Below are 18,326 nucleotides of genomic sequence, written 5' to 3' on the forward strand. Positions count from 1 at the left end.
GTGCCGGTGTGGCCGTGACCCGCCGTGCGGCGCGGTCACGGCCGTCTCACAGATATGCGTCGTAGGTACCGCCGCCCCCGGTCCCCGGTGCGCCGGGGGTGGTGCCGGGTCCGCCGGAGGGGGTGCCGCCCGGGGGGTTCGGCGAGGGCACGCCGATGGTCAGCGCGAGGTCGTCGGCGAGCGGTACCTGGCTGTGCCCGGTCAGCCGGGTGCGGCCGCCGTCCCGCTTGCGCAGCACGGCGCCGCCCTCGGGGCTGCGCCGGACCGCGTACGGGCCGTTGGCGCGGCGCTCGATCCGCGGGTTGCGGTGCGGCTCGACGACGGCGAACGCGTACCACTGCTTGTGGCCGCGTCCGGCCCGGTGCTCGCCGAGCACCTCGCCGGATCCGGAGACCAGGCGCAGCACCAGACCGGCCGGATCGCGGCGCCTGCTGCGCTGGCGGAGCAGCAGCACGACGGCGACGGACGCGGCGGCCAGCAGCGCGGCCCCGGTCAGGAAGGCCCACCACCAGGTGTCCCACACACCGGGCTCGGGGGTCACCCGCACCGAGAGGGGCGAGCGGACGAGGGCGCGGTCGCCCTCGGTGGTGTCGGCGACGGTGACCGTGCCGCCGAGGCGGAGCCCGTCCGCGCTGAGCCGGTCCCCGAAGATCTCGGCGGCGGCGACCCGCACGGTCACCTCGCGGGTACCGGACTCACCGGGCTTCACCACGATCTCGGCGGGGGAGACGGTGAGCAGCCCGGCCTTCACATCGGCGACGGAGAGCCGCAGGGTGTGCGGGGTGTCCGAGGTGTTGCTGACGGCGAGGCTGCCGGTGACGGACGCGCCGGGGTGGACCTCCTCCCGGGGCAGGGTGAGCGCGGTGGTGACGGCCGGGGCCGCGGGCGCGACCTGCCCCGCCTCGCTGCGCGTGTCGGCGTTCAGTCCGGAGGCGGTGAGGGTGCCGGTCACCTTGAGCGCGCCCTCGGCGCCGGACGGGATCCGCACGGTGCCGGTGAAGGCCCCGTCGCTCGCCTCGGCGTCGGGCGCCTTGCCGTCGTCGCGGAGGCCCAGTGGCACGGGAGCGAAGCCGTCGCCGGTCAGGCTGCTGGTGACGCGCAGGCCGGCGTAGTCGCGCGGGTTCTTGATCTCGTAGCCCTCCCGCGTCTGGAGGCGCATCGTGACGGTGGCCTTCTGGCCCGCCTGCGGCGAAGGCGGGTCCATGGTGATGGCGCCACGCAGTTCGCCCTGCCACAGGACGCTGACGGAGACCGGCGCCGAGCGGTGCCCCTCGGGGGCCTCGGCCTTGACCTTCCAGGTGCCGGGCACCGGGTCGACGATCCGCAGCGCCTCGACGGTGTCCTCGGCGCCCGCGAGTTCGAAGGCCGAGCCCCGGTACCGGCCGTTCGCCGGGACCTTGTTGCCGTGGGGGTCGATGTAGGTGATGTCGACCTCGGCGTCGCCCTTGTCGACCACGATGCTGCCGATGGTGGCCAGCGGGGAGATGCCGATCTCCTGGGTGGTGGGCGGCCGCTCGCCCGGCGGGCCCTCCTCGTAGCGCAGGCAGTGGGCCGCGGCGAAGATCTTCTCCAGCTTGGGGCCGACGTCCTCGGCCCCCTTCACCCGGGAGGCGGCGGGCTTCGCGGACGGCAGGTCGACGCAGCCCTTCTGGTACCCGCCCGCGGCGATCTCGGCAAGCTGCCCGGCGTCGGGGTCGGGCCCGAAGCCGAGCGGCCAGATCTGCACGTTGCTGGCTGCGGCGTTCGCCAGTTCCTTGGCGAGCTGCTGCCGGCCCTCCGCCTCGCGGTGGGCCGGATCGCCGTACTGCGGGCTGCCGGTGACGTCCATCCGGCCGTCGGTGAGGAGGAAGAGCACCCGCGGCACCGACGGGTCGGTGCCGTTGCTCAGTTCGTGCACGCCCTGGCGGATCGCGCTGGGAAAGTCCGTGCCGGTCCCCTCGCCCTCCTTGCGGCTGCGCAGCTTGCCGATGCAACCGCCGACGGTCCGGCGCCCGGCGGCGTCCAGCGCGGTGCGCGGGCACACCGGGTCCACGGCGCGCTGCTTCTCGCTCTCGGCCGCGGCGAAGCCGAAGACCGTGATGTGGGACGACGACGAGACGCCGCCGACCGCGATCCGCTTGGCGGCCGCCTTCTCCGCCTCCATGTCCTCGGGCGCGAGGCTGGCCGACTGGTCCACGGCCACCGCGTAGTTGACCGAGGCGAAGGCCGGTTTCACCGCGGCCGCCGGTATCTGGTCCGGGCCGGCGGGCGCCGTGGGCGCCGCGAGCACCGCGACGGCGGCCAGCACGGCCGCCGCGCCGCGCACGGTCCGTCCGGCCGCCTTGCGCCGTACTCCCCTGACTGTTGCCACAGCCTTCCCCTCATGTCGTCGTCGGGTGCGTGTGCGGCTCGTGTCCGCGGCCCCTGCGGGGCTCCCCGCGCACGTCTTCCTTGCGGTGCGGCGGCGGGCGGCCCGTCCGGACCGGCCGCCGTCAGCGCACCAGGCTCCAGCCGAGGGCCAGGGCCGCGGACGGGGCGAGCGTGGCGACGCCCCAGCGGATGGCCCGGTACTTGGCGGCGAGGATCGCGCTGACGTCCACCGCCTGGACGAGCAGCCAGCCGGCCGGGTCCCGGTCGGCCCGGGTGAGCGCGGCGCCCAGCCGCCCGTGGTCGAGCGGCTGGAGCAGGTCCCCGAAGTAGGTGACCCCGCTCCCCCCGCGCAGCGTGCCGGTCCGCGGCATCAGGGCCCGTACCAGCGCGGTGACGGCGACCGCCCAGAGCACTCCGGCCACCAGCAGCACGGTGTCGCCCGGCCAGTGCCAGTCGGGGGCGCCGTTGCTGCCGATGAGGAAGGCGGGCAGGGCGAGCGCACCGGACAGCAGCACGGCCGCCTTGGAGTCCGCCCGGCCCAGGTCCTCCCGCACGGTCTGGAGCAGGCGCTCCGCGATGCGTTCCCCCCCGGGGCCGGGGCCGTGCCGTCCCCTGTCCGGCACGGCCCCGACCGGTGAAGGGGCGGTGGGGCCCCCCGAGTCCCCACCGCCGGGCGCGGCGTCCCCCGGTGCCGCGCCGCCCAGAAGTCCCCCGTCCGCCGGCATCACTCCTCCTCCGCCCACGGCCAACCGTCGTCCTCGTCGTCATGACGGCGCCGCCGCGGCGGTTCCGGGTCCGGACTACGCCGGGGTGTACGGGAGCCGACGTGCGGATCGGTGGACGGGCCGGTAGACGGGCCGGTGCCGCGGGAGCCCCGCCGGGGCGGCTCGTCCGCCACCCAGTCGGGGGTGAAGGGGTCCGGTCCACCTGGTTCGTTCGGATGGCTCGAACGGTTCGGACGGCTCGAGTAGTCCGCATGGTCCGTCCGGTTCGCTTCCGGCCCGGTCGGCAGCTCGGGCCGACGCCGGCGCGCCGGAAGCGACCCGATCGGGCCGGTGATCCGGTGCCGCCCCTGGTCGAGCAGGTCCAGCGCCTGGCGCTCCACATCGCTGGACTGGATCTGCCCCCCGGCGACCAGGGCGAAGAGCCGGTCGACGCGCTCCCTCTCGTCCTGTCTGCCCTCCTGGCGGATCTTCTCCAGGAACTCCTTGGCCTCCTCGGGCTGCGCCGCGAGCATATAGCTGAGCTGCTCCAGCCGGCCGCCCTGGAGCATCTCGCGGAAGCCGTCCTGGTGGATCCGGGTCAGCGTGGCCGAGGCGTGGGCGGCGCGCACGTCGTCCATGTGCCGGATGGTGGTGTCGTCCACCCGCACCCGCACATAGAGCCGCACCCGCAGACCGAGATCGGACCCGAGGTCGTCCCAGCGCCCGCCCGCGCACTGGCCGGTGATCGCGCGGTCCACCTGCTCCGCCTCGTGCACCGGGTACTGGCAGGAGACCTCGCGCAGCCGCTCCAGCACCGGCGCGGTGAGCCGTGCGGCGACGTCGGTGACCACCTCGGTGGCGGCCAGATACGGGTTCTCCACCGTCCAGTGGATGTCCACCTCGGCGTCGAAGAACGCGGTCCCGCCCGCCGCCGGCAGCTCCATCCGCAGCGGCGACCGGAAGGTGCCGAGCGCGATCTCGCAGACGGTGTGCGGCCTGGCCAGTGCCCGCCGGTTGTGGTGCTCCACGCCCGAGACGGTCGCCACGCTCCAGCCGCCGTTCCGGTAGAACATCACGGACGCCTTGCGGGCGCTCGCGTGCCGGACCGGTCCGGCCGGGGTGTACTCCCCGAGGAACGGGCCCGCCGGATCGCCGCCGTCGGCCAGGATCTGGTCCTCAGCCATCTCTCTCCTCCTCGCCGCTCGGAGCCGGTGCTTCGGCGAGCCACCACAGGGCGCGCGCCTGCGCGTCGGGAAGCGGATCGTCCGGATCCCTCATCATTCGGCGCAGCAGCCAGTCCAGCTGCCGCAGGTCGTGCTCGTCGGCGAACATCGCGGGGAGCAGCGCCGCCAGTCCCGGCCGCGTCCACGGCCGCCCGTCCCCGCGGACCGCGGTCCGCAGCAGCGACTCCAGCGCGTCGAGCGCCACCTCGCGCGACCTCGGGGTGTGCAGCGCCGTCCACAGCAGGTCCGCCAGCGGACGGACCAGTTCGGGACGGGCGACCGCCAGCGCCGCGGGCAGCGGCCAGTCGCCCCGGTCGCCCAGCGGGGCCCCGTCCGCGCCGTCCAGCACCTCCTCGACGCGGGTGAGCACGAGCCGCACGGCCGTCACCAGTCCCAGGTCCTGGTACTCCGCGGTCTTGTGGTGCGTCCAGGTCTCCAGCCGCCGCAGCACGGCCGGGGCATCGGCGCCGGCGGCCAGCCGGACGGTGTTGAACGAGGCCACCGCGAGTTGCTCGCCGTCGTCCCGGACGCCGATGCGCGCGAGCGCGTCGAGGCTGTCCTCCGCCGTGGCCGCCGCGTTGCCGTATCCGAGGGCCATCGCGGCGGTCCAGCGCAGCGCCTTGCTGCCGTGCCGGCTCCAGTCGTCCACCAGCCGGTGCACGGCCGCCCGGTGGCGCGGGTGCCCGGCCGACTGGTCCAGGGTGGTCGCCGCGAAGATCCTGCGGCGCGGCGCGGCGGCCTCCGCGAGCGGGCGCACCAGCTCCGCCCAGCCGTACTCGAAGTCCCGTACGCACAGCTCCCCGGCCGCCACCGCCGCCCGCATCCACACCTGGGGACGGGGATCGTCGGCCAGCAGCCGCAGCCAGCGCACGACCGGCGCGCGGACCGGGAAGTGGCGGTCCCAGACCTCGGCGAGCACCGCCGCCGGCAGCGCCGAACCCCGGTACCAGATCAGCCGGGCGTCCACCTCGGCGCCCCCCACCTCGACCTTGCCCGGCCGCAACTCGGCCCGGGAGAGCGCCAGATCGGTCTCGGGGTCGTCGCAGAACAGCGGGCGGGACGGTGTGGTGTCCGGGTCGCTCTGCACCGAGAGCTCCCAGGTCAGCAGATGCGCCGCGGCGGCCACGGCGCTGTGCGAGGCACCGCCGAGCACGGCGAGCGCGATCCGGAAGGCGACGGGGTGGAACACCGCTGCCGCGTTGCGCCGCACCGGCCGCCCGTCCTGCTCGGCGGCGGCCGGTGCGGCGAGCGCGCGGTCCACGCCGGCGAACCACTCCTCGGCCTGGGCGGCGGCGACGCTGCGGCAGCCGGCCAGCAGCTCCGCGCGGGACAGCTCTCCGCACAGGTGCCCGGCGAGCAACGACGCCACCACCTCCGCCTCGGCGGGGCGCAGGTCCCGCAGCCCGACGGCGTCCTGCACCGCGGCGGAACCGGCGAGCCGGAGCGCCCGGTCGGCGAGCGCGTCCGCGCCGGGACCCGCGCCGGGGGCGCCGGAGCTTCCGTCCGCGCCGGGGACGCCCGGGATCCCGCCCGGACCCGGGCCGCCGAGCCCCCCACCCGCACCGGGACCCGCACCGGGACCCGCGCCGGGGGCGCCCGGGCTCCCGTCCGCGCCGAGGCCGCCGGTTTCACCCGCCACCCGGTCCTCCAGAAGGGCACGCAGCCGTGCCATGAGGAGTTCGTCGGTGGGGGCGGGAGGGCAGCGCATCCCGTACCGGCCCGTCAGCAGCGGCCCGGTCGCGGCGCCCACGGCCACCACGACCACCGCGTACGCCCCGGCCGCGTCGAGCGCCGCGGCGAGCGCGTCCAGGTCCATCTCCTCGGGCGGCAGGGCGCCCGGCCCGAGCACCAGCTCCATCAGATGGCCGGTCGCGGTCCGGCCGCCGCCCTCCTCGTCCCGCGCGGCCCCGTCGCCCAGCTGCTCCGTCAGCGCGCGGACGTCCGGCTGCACCCGGCGCACCCGGGCGGCGGCCGGACCGCCGGGCCCGTGCACGGTCAGCTCGTCGAGCAGGGCCAGTGCGGTGCTGGTGCGCCCCGTGCCGGGAGCCGCACCGAGCACCAGCAGCCGGCGGGCGCGCAGCGCGGTACGCAGGCGCACATACCCCTCCGGCGGGACGTGCGTGCGGCGCAGCCGCCTCAGTTCGTCCTCCGGGACCGGGCCGCCGCGTATCACCGCTCCCGGGGCGCGGCGGCCGTCCAGCCGCAGATGGATGTCGCCGATGTGGGCGCTGGTGATCGAGGACCGGTCGAAGCTGACCAGGTCCCGGCCGGACTCGAAGAGCATCCGAGTGGATCGGCGGGCCCGGGAGGCGGCGGCGAGGTCGGTCGGCCCGTCCTCGCCCTGCTCGTCGCCGAGCGGGTCGCGGGTGTGCTCCCGGAACCGGCCCTGGGCACTGGCCCGTTCGCGCTCCCGCTCGGCCGCCTCCGCGTCGGCGGCCGTCGTCCCGCCGTCGTCCGCCGGGCGGTCGCGCCCGTCGTCCCCGGCACGGGGCGCGTCCTGCGCAGCACCGGCGTCCTGGGCGGGCGGGGCAGGCCGAGCAGGCGGGGCGGGCGAGACGGGCTCCGGGGAGGCCGCGGGCTGCTGCTGGTCGTCCGTCATCCCGCTCACCTCTCCCGGCGGTCGCCGCGGCCGGTGATCCGGCCGATGTGGACGGGCTGCCGGTAGACGTTGCCGTGGTGGCGAGACATGTCCCCGTGCACGACGTACCGGTCACCACCGGTGCCGCCGCCCTCGCCGCCCGCGTGCCCCTCGTCGTCCTCGCGCCCGTCCCCGGTATCCCTGGGGTCTCCGGCATCCCTGGGGTCCCCGGCGCCCTCGCCGTCTCCGGCAGCTCCGGCAGCTCCGGCAGCTCCGGCATCCTCGGCGTCGGCGTGGGCTCCGTTGCCGACGCCGGGCCGTACGGTGGCCGGTCCGGACTGCGGCGAACCGCCGGCCGACGCGCCGCCGGCGCGGCCCGCTCCGGCGCCGCCGCCGGCCGCGCCCCCCTCCGGCGCGGCCGGCGACGGGCCGGGTATCGCGGGGGCGGGGCGGCCCGGCAGATGGAACCAGCCGGTGGCCTCGCCCTCCTTCAGCCGGAGGCCGGCCGGCGCATACGCCGCGGGCTCCACGAACTTCCCGCCCGCGCGGACGACCTCCGTGTAGAGCGAGTCGGAGACCACCAGCACCAGATCCGCCCCCTCGGCGTCGAGGAGGTCGCGGGCCGTCGCCGTGTCGGCGAGTCGGCACGCGAGGTCCACGGCACGGCCGCTGATGCCCCGTTCGTCGTGCCGCACCGGACCGACGTGCATGCCCACCCGCAGCCCGAGCGGCATCCGCAGCGAGCGGTTCTCCTCGCGCAGCCCCTCGTGGATCTCCACGGTCCACAGCCCCAGCAGCCGGGTCGCCGAGACCCGCCCGGCCACGGAGACCAGCACCCCGTCGCCGCGGTCCTCCATGTGCACCGCGTCGGCCGGGATCCGCGCGTTGCGGAACGCCGCGTCCAGGATCCGGTAGATACGCGCCCGCATACCGGGCCGCTCGGCGTCCTCGTACGCCCCCGACCTCCGGGCATCCACGCTGACGACCGACTCGTAGTGCGCTTCACCGGTGTCCAGGATGTCGTCGCTCACGGTGCTCCCCCGCCCTCTCGCTCTGGTGCTTCCACTCTCGGGCCCGCGCCCGAGGCCGTCTGTAGCCGTTTACACACGGCCGCCGGGGTTCTCCTCGCGTTGGGCGGCCCGGGGGCCGTCGGCCTCCGCGTGGCCTTCGGCGAGCAGGGACAGCAGCACCGGATCGAGGATCTCGACCAGCCGGTTCCCGGTGCGCACCACCTGCTGGGTGCGCAGCAGCCGCAGGGCCTTGGCGACGGCCTCGCGGGTGGCGCCGATGGTCGCGGCCAGCTCGTCCTGCGCGAGATGGACCACCACCCCGGGGCGGGGCCGCCCGCCGGCCCCCGCGTAGGGGCCCGAGGGCTCGACCCGGGAGAGTTCGTCGAGCCGGCCGGCCAGCCGCTGGAGGACGGTCAGCGAGGCGAGGGCGGAACGCTCCTGGTCGGCGCTGCGCAGCCGGGAGGTGAGCTGCCGCATCACCAGGGAACCGACGCGGGGGTTCATGGCGAGGAAGCGGCGGAACGTGTCGCCGTCGATGACCTGTGCCTCGATGGGGCCCAGGGCCCTGACCGTGGCGCTGCGGGGGTGGCTGTCCAGCGCGGCCATCTCGCCGAGCAGTTCGCCGGGGCCCCGCAACCCGAGGATGAGCCGGGTGTTCCCCCGATCCGTCGACACCGAAACGGTCACCCACCCCCGAAGGATGATCACGACATGGCGCGACCGGTCCCCCTCGGTCAGCAGGTGGACATTCGCCGCATACTCCCTCCGGGTGCCAAGAGCCATGACACTCTCGTTCTCCTGTGTGGTGAGGGCGCGCGCGAACGCGGCCCCATCGTCGAGCAGCCCCATCGGCCACTCCCCCCACGGCATCCGAATGGCTGGTTTCGATTGGCCATGATGGTCCCAGGATGATCCTTTGGTGTGGTCCGAATCACGCCAGATTGCCGCTACTGTCCGGTAGTTGAAGTTGTGCCAGTTAAGAGGAGTGGGCCGCCGCGCAGCGCGCCCAGTACCGCCCGCGGGCGCCGGCTCCGGTCCCTCCGCCCGGCGCGCCGGCGTGCCGGCCGCGCGTCACGGCTACCGAGGTCAAGGGGGGAGTGATCCCGTCCGCCGGCACCCGGGGTGTCGATTTCGCCCCTTGCTCGAACATGGCGAGAAATCGGGTTTCCAGACGGGTATTTCGCGAAACAGTGGCGATCACTCCCCGCGGCACCGCTTCCGCCGCCCTTCCGTTCCTCTTCCTCTTCCTTTCGCCCGACCCTTCGACTCCGTCATCCGGACGGGAGCGAGGGAGAAGCGGAGGCGAGGAGCAGCGGAGCAGCTGAGAAGCGGGGAAGCAGGGAAGCAGGGAAGCGGGGAAGCAGGGAAGCGGGGAAGCGGGGAAGGGAGGAAGGGAGGAAGGGAGGAAAGCGGGAAGGGGAGGCACCCGGCACTAGGGTGTGCCGGGCGGATGTAACAACGGGATGCGGTCATGGGGAGCGGAGCATCATGGGGCATGCGGCGCGAGAGCGGCTGGCGGAGCTGCTGGAAGACGCGGAGCGAAAAGGGGACTTCAGCACCCGCACGGAGCTACCCGCCCACGACCTGCGCATCGAGGTCGACGGTGTGGGGGAACTGCCGCTGCCGTTGCGTGCCCCCGTCGCCAAGAAGCTGATCGCCCAGGCCAGGCAGGCCCGTTTCGGCCGCGGCGAGGAGACCCTGTCCGACACCAGCGTGCGCGACACCTGGGAGATCACCCCGGACCGGATCACCCTGTCCGGTCCCGACTGGGACCGCGCCCTGGGCGACGTACTCGACGGCGTGCGCAGTGCTCTCGGCCTGCCGCCCACCACCGCGCTGCGGGCCGAACCGCACGCGCTGCTGGTCTACGGCAAGGGCCAGTTCTTCCTCCCCCACCAGGACTCCGAGAAGGACGACTCCATGGTGGGCACCCTGGTCGTCTCGCTGCCCTCCCACCACTCCGGTGGCGAACTCGTCGTCGAACACGCGGGCCGCAGCGTCACCCACCGCGCCTCCCGGCAGCAGCTCACCTTCGTCGCCTTCTACGCGGACTGCCGCCACGAGGTCAGGCCCGTCACCTCCGGGTACCGCGTCACCCTCACCATGAACCTGCTCGCCGAGCGCGTCCGGCCGACCGACGAGGAAGCCGGGGGCCGACTCGCCGAGCTGGCCCACTGCCTGACCGAGCACTTCACCACCCCGGCCGAGCAGCGCTATTCCTACGGTCGCCCGGAGACCACACCCCCGAACCGGCTCGTCTACCTCCTCGACCACGAGTACACCCAGCGCGGCCTGGACTGGGACCGCCTCAAGGGCGCCGACGCCGCCCGCGCCGCACGGCTCCGCCAGGCCGCCGGGCAGGCCGGCTGCGAAGCGGTGCTGGCACTGGCCGAGGTGCAGGAGACCTGGGACGCCGCACCGCCCTACGACCAGTACGACCAGTACGACCACTACGGCGAGGTCGAGCACTTCGACGACTGCGAGGACGAGGAGTGCGAGGGCGCCTGCCTCCTCGACCCCGACGGCGAGCCCGGGGCCGAGCGCCGCCGCAGCGGTGACTTCTCCGACTACGAGCTCAACGAGTTGGTCGACGACGAGATCACCCTCGGCTGGTGGACCCTTCCCGAAGGCCCCGACCGCACCAGCGGCACCAGCGGCACCAGCAGCACCGACAGCACCGACAGCACCGACGGCGAGGCGATCTCTCTCCCCGTCGCCTACGCCGAGGTCTGCGCCACCACCGAGAACAAGGACCTCACGCCCTACCGCTCCGAGTACGAGGGCTATATGGGCAACTACGGCAACACCCTGGACCGCTGGTACCGGCGGGCCGCGGTGGTGCTCTGGCCCCGGCAGCAGTCGTTCGCGTCACGCGCCGAGGCCGGCTCCGAGTGGGCCCTGCGTGAACTCCAGGGCCACCTCGACGCCGGCGCGCTCGACCATGCGCGCACACTCACCCGGTCACTCGCCCCGATCTGGGGGCGCCACGGCTCGGGCGAGGCGACCGCACCGCTCTTCGCCGCCGCCCTGCGCGTCGCGGTGGGACTGCGGGAAGCGGACACGGCCGCGATGCTGATAGCGCCCTTCGAGGTGGAGACCCTGGCCGAGGAACACGCCCCGGATCTGGCAAGGGCGGCGGAACGGTACGGCCGGGCCTGGGCACGCGAGACCGTCGGCACCTGGTTCGGGACGGCCGACGCCTACACCGGGGCCGCCCGCACGGCATGGCTCGCCTCACTGCCCGCCCTCTGCACCGCGCTGCGAACCGCCGACGGCGACGGGGAGGCAGTGGCGGCACCGCTGGTCGAGGGTGCCTGGCGGGCGACCGGGCAGCAGCTCACGAACCGGCTCGGCATGAGCCGGGAGAAGGAGCGCCGCACGGGCTCGGAGCAGCTCGGCGCCCCCCTGGCCCATATCCTTCTCGCCGCCGGCAGCGGGACCGCCGACGCGATCGTCACCACACTGCGCGGCCTTCCGGACACGGCCCTCGAATGCCTGGTCCCCGCCCTGCGCGCCGCGGGCCGCCGGCCGGCGGCCGTACCGGACGGCACAGGGGGCACAGGGGGCGCTCCCGTGGTCGGCGCCTTCCACGCGCTCGCCGACCACTGCAGGGAACGGCTCGCCGCGCTCCTCACCCGCCCCGTGCGCGCGGCGGACGACTGGTCGCTTCCCCCGGCCGGGGCCTGCGGGTCCGGCTGCGGCCTCTGCCCCGACCTCGACGCCTTCCTCACCTCCCGCTCCCGCCGGGTCATGGAGTGGCCGCTCGCCCAGGCCAGGCGCCGGCACATCCACAGCCGTATCGACCTGACCGGACTGCCGGTGTCCCACACCACCCGGCGGCAGGGACGCCCCTACACCCTGGTGCTGACCAAGACGGACGCGGTCTTCACCCGCGAGCGGGAAGCCCGTGTCCGCGCCGAGACCGACCTGGCGTGGCTGAGGAAGAACTGGCCGGTCCAGCAAGGCGGTTGAGGCTCACGGCATCGGCGGTTCGCTGCGGGAGCGGACCGTCGCGGCCGAGCACCCCTGCATCCGGCCGGCCCGGAGGCCGAGGAACCCGACCGCCGGCCGGAGCGGGCGGCCCGTGCGATGGGCCGGGACCGGCGCCGGGTGCCCTGCAGCCGGCGGCGCGCTCCCACACGGTCCGGATCTCGCGAGCGGGCTGCCCGGGGGTCGGCGGGCCGGAAGCGAGCCGCAGCCGGTCAGCGCGGTCGAAGAGGCGGGGATCCCTTGCCGCGCACAGTGACGATCAAGCCGCGTTCGCGTGGCTCCTGCGCGGCTCGACGGGCCGTCACACGTGCCACACCGTACTCCTCGGCGAGGTGGTTCTCCGGCGGGATCGGCCTGTCCGGCGCCAGTTCACCCGACTTGATCTTGCGGGCGATGACGTCTTCCAACTGGGCTTGAGCGGCCTCGCACTCATGGGGTCCAGTATCGGCTCGGCTTCTCCCTGACCGCTCACATGTCCAACGTAGAGATGCCGTGCCCTGCACGATCGGATGGATCCCTCCGCACTTGTATGAAGAAGGGTCCATGGCGCGGGTGATGCTGGTAGTTTCGCTTCGGCCATGAGAAGAGTGCCCGCGATTGCCGCGGAGGACGCCACGGTCGTCCTGGACGGGACCACGCTGCTGGCGCCGACGACGTTCGCGGTGATGCCGGGCGAACTCTGGTGCCTCACCGGCAGCAACGGCTCCGGGAAGACGACCCTGCTGCGGGCCTTTCTGGGAAGCCGGAGGCTGACCGACGGCGCCGTCCGCGTGCAGGGCGAGACCGTCGATCCGGCCAGGCCCCGGCACCGGCGGCTGATCGCCTCGCTCGTCGAACCGGTCCCCGTCGCACGCGACATGACACTGCGCGAGCAGGTGACCCTGGTCGCCGCCTCCTGGTACGGCAACACCACGACGACGGCGGAGCACGCCGAGGAGGTCATCGGGCAGCTGGGCCTTTCCGCACTGGGCGAGCGGTTCCCCTCGCAGCTCTCCTCCGGCCAGCTGCAGCTCTTCAGCCTCGCGCTGACCCTGGTCCGCCCCGCCGGTGCCGTCCTGCTCGACGAGCCCGAACGGCACCTCGACACCGACCGCGTCGACCTCGTCACCACGCTGCTCACCGAACGCGCGGAGCAGGGCACCTCGTTCCTGATCGCCACCCATGAGACCGCCCTGGTGGACGCCTGCGACGGCGTCACAGAGCTGGGATGACGACGGACAGCACCACGGCGGTGGAGGCCGGCCCCGGCGCTCGGGTACGCGCCGTACGGCACCGGTACGCCCGCCGCGGCGACCGCGCCACGGTGCAGGACCGGGCGTACACCGTCTACGTCGCCGCCATCCTCGCCCTCGTCTACGTCGCACCGGTCGCCTATCTGGTGAGAACCTCGCAGACGCTCGTTCCACTGGACTCCTCCAGAGCGGCGACGCCCGTGGCATGCCTGGTCGCGGCAGCGGTGGTCTGGGGCGCCCAGCTCACCGGCCGGTACTGGGGGCCGTTGGTGCTCAAGCCGTTCCTGCTGCATGTGTTCATATCCACCGACCTGTGCCCGACGCACTACCTCGGCCCGATCGCCCGCCGCCGACTGGTGTACGCGGGACTGGGCACGCTGCTGACGGTGTGCACGGCGACGTTTCTCGTGACCGACCTGTTCGACCACCCGGGAACCGCGCTCCTGCCGCAGGGCGTAGGCGTCGCGGTGGGCATCGGCGCCTTCGCCTCCGTGGCATGGCTGTGGGGCCAGATCCGGACGGTACGCGAGAACCTCCTGCTCGCCGCAGCCGTGGCCGCCGCAGCCGCCGCCGTCGCGCTGCTCGGCCGGTCCGCCCTGGACGGGAGCGGCCTGTGGCTCGCCGCCGGTGTACCTGCGGTCTCGGCGACGGTGCTCGGCCGGTCCGCCTTCCGGTCCCTCCGTACAGTCGATCTCCCCCGGCTCGCACGCCAATCGGCGCGTGCCGCCGAGGCCCAGACCTTCGCCTGGACCGGCACACTCCACCACGCGCTCGACCTGTACCGCCCGGAGCCGCGCGGGCTCACATCGGTCCTGGTGCGTCCGGACGGGCGGCTGCGCGGCCATCTCGCACAGGGGGCGGTCCGCGCACTCCGCGCCCCGGGTCGCGCGGTTGCGGCCGGGGCGTTCCTGCTGACCGGCGGCGCGTTGCTGACGCTCGGCGTCGCGGAGCCGGACGCCAGAGCGGCGACGCTGTCCTGGACGGCCGGCTCGGTCGCCGTGTACTGGGGGTCCGGGTGGGTCGGCGAGAGCTGGCGCGGTCTCCGCGACGAACTGACGCTGGCCCCGTTGTTCGGCGAGCGGTGGGGCGGGATGCCCGCCCGCACCCTGGCCTGGCCGGCCGTCGCGGTGCCGGTCGCGGTCGGCCTCGCGGGCGGTGCCACGGCCCTGACCCAGTGGCCGCTCCAGAGCGGCAGGCCGGTCGAGGCGCTGCTGCTCGCCGCGGGGTCGGTGGTGCTCGTGCTCGCTGCCAGGTTCCTGCGCGAGATGAAGACGAATCTCCCGATCGAACTGCTACTCCCCGTCATCACGCCCCTGGGCGACCTCTCCGGGCTCCGGGTCTTCGTATGGCAGTTCGACGGACTCGTCGTCGTACTGATCGGCATTCTCGCCATAACGCAGATGCCGTCCGCGTCCGGTGCGGCCCTGGTCGCGCTGGGCCTGACCGCCTGGTGCCTCTGGGCGGGCCTGCGCCGTACGGGGTGGGCCCGCCTGGCCCTGTTCAGCCGCCTCGGCCGGGTGTAGATCGCGGACTCCGGCGGTGGCGGGACAGCAGGGGGGAGTCCGCACCCTCTCCCCGCGCGCGGTACAGCTCCACAGCCCGCTCCAGGGGTTCGACGGCCTCAGCCCAACGCTGCTCCCCGGACAGCTTCAGCGGAACCGCTGCCACGCGGCGATCCGCCCGGTGGCGGACCGGTCGTCCGGGACGCCGCCCCCCGCGCCGAGCAGCCGCCGGGCGACTTCCTCCGTGGCCAGGGGCGCCTCGCCGCTGTGGCCGCGCAGGTCGACGTAGTAGGCCCCGCCGGGAAACCAGCCGCGCCGTACCGCCTCGTGAGCCGCCTCCAGGGCGAGAGCGTTCTTGCCCACGCCCCCATCCCGGTCACCACCATCACCGGCGACGCCGTCCCGGACGAGACCGTCCCGGACGAGACCGCGTCGCCCTCCGAGCCCGTAGCTCCCGTGTCCAACCAGGCTGCTGGTTGCGCCAGTTCGGCGTTGCGGCCCGAGAAACCCCCGTGCGCCGGCGGCAACGCGGCCGGCAGCGGCCGCGACGATCCGGACGTGACCTTCGGGAGCGTGCCGTCGGTGTCGGAACCATGCAGGGGCGGGGGCGAGGCAGGGGCGGGGGCGGGGGCCGACAACAGAACCTCCCTGGTGGGGGCCAGAACGTAGGGGCAGAACGTCAGCGTCCAGATGACGGGTGCTCACAGCTCATCGTGGCCTTCCGTGGCCAAGAGAGGGGCGAGCACGCTCAGCGGCTGGTGGGCGGACGGAGTGGCGGGTGAGTGGGTCGGCCAGCGCTCGACCTCGCTGACGAGAACCTGCTGGTACGGGGTGGGGCCCAGCGGGTATAGCCGGCCAGTTCCTCCAGAACCCGCAAGGGGTGCGAAGGATTCTGAGGCAGGGGGCGCTGGGCGCTGGTCATCGCGGCCCAGGCACCGGAGAAGGGCGGCCGCCTGTGGCAGGAACTCCAGAGAACGGGCGGCGGCTTGGAGGAGGAACCAGGGCGTCGCGCACGTGCGCCTCACACAGCCACGAGCCGGACCCGCTGACCACACAGCCTGTTCATGTCGTCGACGTCCGAGGTCAGCATGACCACCGGGCGCTGCTGGCGAAGCGCAGCCTCGGCCACGGCCGCGTCGATGGCGTACTTGTGGCCGTGCAGCCCTGCCCCCATCAACAGCGCCGAGGCCGCTTTCGCTTCCTCATCCCCCACCGGGATCACACGCAGCCCCGACAGCAGCCAGCTCAGCCGAGCCTTGTTCGTACGGGCGTGCACGGCCTCGATGATGGTGAGCGAGCAGATCACCACCTCCATGCCCCGTGACCGCGCCTCCACGACCAGCGCCACCACGGTCTCGTCATCGGCGAGCAGCTGGGAGAGCCCCTCGCTGTCCAGGACCAGCGTCCCCTCGTGGCTCAGCTTGCGGCGGGCCACTGGTCTTCCTCGGCGAACACCTCGTCGAACACCTGCCGCGCCCGCTGCCGCGCCTGCTCGGACACCGGCCCGTTGCGGCTCTGGTAGTCCGCCAAGTACTCGTCCAACACCTGCCCCCTCAGCTCCCGCTCGACGGCCGCGGCGATGAACGCGGAGAACTCCCGCTTGCCGACCCGCGCCCGGATCGCCTCCGCGGTCCCCTCGGGCAGGGACAGGCTGACCCGGGTCGCCGGCCCCTCACCGATGCTGTACGTCATCTCGGACATACCTCCAGTGTGTCAAAGAAGTAGGAAACTCGAAACCGCACGCGCCACCCGCCCCTACCCGGCCTCCACGACCCAACCGCACCCCAGGCCCTAGGGGCACACCGGGGGAGACAAGCCCCCGTGAGATCCCCCGAAAGATCGGGGTCCACGAGACGCCCGCCAAGGCCACCGTGCTGACATATCACCATGCAAAAAGCCCCTCCAAACCACGTTTGCGCAGCTCAGAGGGGCTCATACGAGTGGACCGGCCTGCCCCGGCGCGAGTCGCCGGCTCTGGGCGTCCTGCTCAACACACGAGGCCTGATCGAGCTGATGGTGCTGCAGATCGGCCACGAAGCCCACCTGATCGATGGCCGCCTCCTGGCCCTCCTCACCGGTGGTGGCCTGCTCACCACCCTGATGACGGCCCCTCTCCTCAAACTGACGGGCCACACCCCCGACTCCCGCTCCGGCGGTGCCCGAGCCACGGAAGGCCAGGACTCGCCGGGAGCCCGTGCCCCGACCCGCGTTCAGCGGTCTCCTCGAAATTCGCCGCAGGGGCTCGCCCGTCACCGGAGCGACTGAACCGAGGACGAGACCCATCGCTGAGCGGATGGTCAGCCGTTGAGGTCAAGGACTGGCACGCCCCGCCCCTCGTACGCCTTGGGCTCCACCGTCGCGATCAACGCGTCCGCACCCCACTCCGGAAGATGACGCACGGCGTGAACGGCCGCCGCGATCCCAGGCGGGACGCCGTCCCGCCGCAGCTGGGCGACGGCGAGCATCCCCGCGCAGTCCAAGTCGAGGGTGTGGATGACATCGAGTTGGCCGACGTGCTCAGCCATCCCGAGATAACCGGCGTCCGCCTCAAGCACCGACAGCACCGGAACCCACAACCGGGTCTCCGGCTCGAAATGCGCCCGGTGGACCAACGCCGACACCTGCCGGTTCCCCGACAGCGCCAGCAGCGCCGGCGCGTCCAGGACGAGGTGGTGCAGGATCACGCGGCCGCATCCTCCTGTCCCACGGTGAAGGCCTCACGAAGCCGGCGGCCCATCGCCGCGCTCTCCTCATCCGTCACCTCGGCCCCGAAGTGCGCCGCCAGGTAGGCACGGGTGCGCGCCGCGCGTTCACGGCGCTCCTCCTCTGTGAGTGTCGACTCCGCGAACTCCTGAACCAGCGAGCGGATCGACGTCTCCCCCTCGATCCCCCTCGACCCGACTCCGCCCGGGAACCGTGCCCACTGGTGGGCACAGCCCCGTCAGTGTTCGCACTTGGTGAACCGATGACACGAAATGCCCTGCCCAGGGCACCTGCGGGCTCACTCAGAAGGAGGTTTGCAGCAGCCGGGCCGGTGCCGCCTGCGGACTGGCAGGATCACCGGGTACCGGTCTCCGGCTCGGGCCGGGGCAACTCATCCAGGTCGAGAGTGAAGGTCCGCCCATCGGCCAGCTCGATCGGGAGCTTGCCCGCGCCGTACTTGTGTGTGCGCGCGGTGATGTAGCCGGTCCCGGTGGGCTCGGTGTGGACGACTACCTCCCCGGCGTACGGGTCCACGACCAGGTAGACCGGGATGCCGTAGCGGCCGTACTTGGCAGTGCAGTCGTCGTAGTCCTTGCGCGCCGAGGAGACCGACACCACCTCCGCGATCAGCAACACGTCCTCGAAGCTGTAGCGCTTGCCCTGCTTCTGCGCGTCCTCACGCAGGATCACCAGGTCGGGGGCGGAGTTCTCGTCGGCCGGGAAGTCCAGGTACACGTCGGACGTCACCTTCGCGTGACGCCCCAGAGCGAGCGTGTCGATCTGCATCGAGCGGATTGTGCTGGAGCACTCCTCGCTCTGCGGGGTCATGATCACCTTCCCGTCGGCACCGAAGAAGACCGTGTATCCCTCGGGGAACTCGGTGTGCATGATCGCGTCAACGCTCATCAGCGGCTCCTTCCCGTCGCCTCCCAGAATACGATCGACACACGGGTGGGCGACCGCGTCGGGCCCACGGCCGCTGCCCTCCGGTCCATGCGCTACCTGTGCCTCATCGCACCCGGTGTCCGGGCGGAA

16 protein-coding genes are annotated in these 18,326 nt (G+C 73.6%); 3 read left to right on the forward strand and 13 right to left on the reverse strand.

Annotated features, from left to right (window positions below):
• Positions 1-46 precede the first annotated feature (46 nt).
• From SCWH03_RS13250 to SCWH03_RS13275, 6 genes are all read right to left on the reverse strand, one after another.
• Entirely contained in the window at positions 47-2,350 is a 2,304-nt protein-coding gene (locus tag SCWH03_RS13250; protein ID WP_173264384.1) for a VWA domain-containing protein, read from the reverse strand.
• 121 nt (positions 2,351-2,471) lie between these two features.
• Positions 2,472-2,972 (reverse strand): Pycsar system effector family protein, encoded by a 501-nt coding sequence (locus SCWH03_RS13255; RefSeq protein ID WP_173264524.1) that lies wholly within the window; start codon positions 2,970-2,972, stop codon positions 2,472-2,474.
• A 101-nt stretch (positions 2,973-3,073) separates the two neighbouring features.
• A complete protein-coding gene (locus SCWH03_RS13260) occupies positions 3,074-4,237 on the reverse strand; it encodes a hypothetical protein (protein ID WP_173264385.1) in 1,164 nt (387 codons plus the stop codon).
• On the reverse strand, positions 4,230-6,875 hold the full coding sequence (locus tag SCWH03_RS13265) for a hypothetical protein (protein WP_173264387.1): 2,646 nt from the start codon (positions 6,873-6,875) through the stop codon (positions 4,230-4,232). Before SCWH03_RS13265 ends, SCWH03_RS13260 begins: the two co-directional genes overlap by 8 nt.
• 5 nt (positions 6,876-6,880) lie before the next feature.
• Positions 6,881-7,885, reverse strand: a complete 1,005-nt coding sequence (locus SCWH03_RS13270) for a nucleotidyl cyclase domain-containing protein (RefSeq protein WP_173264388.1) — start codon at positions 7,883-7,885, stop codon at positions 6,881-6,883.
• Between the two features lie 69 nt (positions 7,886-7,954).
• Positions 7,955-8,713 (reverse strand): Crp/Fnr family transcriptional regulator, encoded by a 759-nt coding sequence (locus SCWH03_RS13275; protein ID WP_173264390.1) that lies wholly within the window; start codon positions 8,711-8,713, stop codon positions 7,955-7,957.
• 639 nt (positions 8,714-9,352) lie between these two features.
• On the opposite strand from SCWH03_RS13275, the gene SCWH03_RS13280 reads away from it, so the two are divergent.
• Positions 9,353-11,836 carry a 2OG-Fe(II) oxygenase gene (locus SCWH03_RS13280; protein WP_173264391.1) on the forward strand — a complete coding sequence of 828 codons (2,484 nt, stop codon included), beginning with the start codon at positions 9,353-9,355 and terminating at the stop codon, positions 11,834-11,836.
• A 230-nt stretch (positions 11,837-12,066) separates the two neighbouring features.
• Here SCWH03_RS13280 and SCWH03_RS13285 read toward each other — a convergent pair whose 3' ends face one another.
• Positions 12,067-12,399: a GntR family transcriptional regulator gene (locus tag SCWH03_RS13285; protein WP_308788869.1), complete on the reverse strand. Its 333-nt coding sequence runs from the start codon at positions 12,397-12,399 to the stop codon at positions 12,067-12,069.
• A gap of 33 nt (positions 12,400-12,432) precedes the next feature.
• Here SCWH03_RS13285 and SCWH03_RS13290 point away from each other — a divergent pair, with 33 nt between their 5' ends.
• Positions 12,433-13,065 (forward strand): ABC transporter ATP-binding protein, encoded by a 633-nt coding sequence (locus tag SCWH03_RS13290; protein ID WP_173264393.1) that lies wholly within the window; start codon positions 12,433-12,435, stop codon positions 13,063-13,065.
• Complete coding sequence (locus SCWH03_RS13295) at positions 13,062-14,609, forward strand: hypothetical protein (protein WP_173264395.1); 1,548 nt, start codon at positions 13,062-13,064, stop codon at positions 14,607-14,609. Before SCWH03_RS13290 ends, SCWH03_RS13295 begins: the two co-directional genes overlap by 4 nt.
• 126 nt (positions 14,610-14,735) lie before the next feature.
• On the opposite strand, the gene SCWH03_RS13300 is transcribed toward SCWH03_RS13295, so the two are convergent.
• The 6 genes from SCWH03_RS13300 to SCWH03_RS13325 form a co-directional block, all read right to left on the reverse strand.
• Complete coding sequence (locus SCWH03_RS13300) at positions 14,736-14,951, reverse strand: hypothetical protein (RefSeq protein WP_173264199.1); 216 nt, start codon at positions 14,949-14,951, stop codon at positions 14,736-14,738.
• A gap of 658 nt (positions 14,952-15,609) precedes the next feature.
• Entirely contained in the window at positions 15,610-16,023 is a 414-nt protein-coding gene (locus SCWH03_RS13305) for a DNA-binding protein (RefSeq protein WP_173264396.1), read from the reverse strand.
• On the reverse strand, positions 16,005-16,289 hold the full coding sequence (locus SCWH03_RS13310; protein WP_173264398.1) for a hypothetical protein: 285 nt from the start codon (positions 16,287-16,289) through the stop codon (positions 16,005-16,007). Before SCWH03_RS13310 ends, SCWH03_RS13305 begins: the two co-directional genes overlap by 19 nt.
• 231 nt (positions 16,290-16,520) lie before the next feature.
• Entirely contained in the window at positions 16,521-16,721 is a 201-nt protein-coding gene (locus SCWH03_RS13315) for a hypothetical protein (protein WP_173264400.1), read from the reverse strand.
• Positions 16,722-16,885: 164 nt separating this feature from the next.
• Positions 16,886-17,272: a PIN domain-containing protein gene (locus SCWH03_RS13320; protein WP_173264401.1), complete on the reverse strand. Its 387-nt coding sequence runs from the start codon at positions 17,270-17,272 to the stop codon at positions 16,886-16,888.
• A gap of 373 nt (positions 17,273-17,645) precedes the next feature.
• On the reverse strand, positions 17,646-18,197 hold the full coding sequence (locus SCWH03_RS13325; RefSeq protein WP_173264403.1) for a Uma2 family endonuclease: 552 nt from the start codon (positions 18,195-18,197) through the stop codon (positions 17,646-17,648).
• Positions 18,198-18,326: the final 129 nt, after the last annotated feature.

Origin of the sequence: Streptomyces pacificus (assembly GCF_011766325.1) — a bacterium.
GTDB lineage: Bacteria > Actinomycetota > Actinomycetes > Streptomycetales > Streptomycetaceae > Streptomyces > Streptomyces pacificus.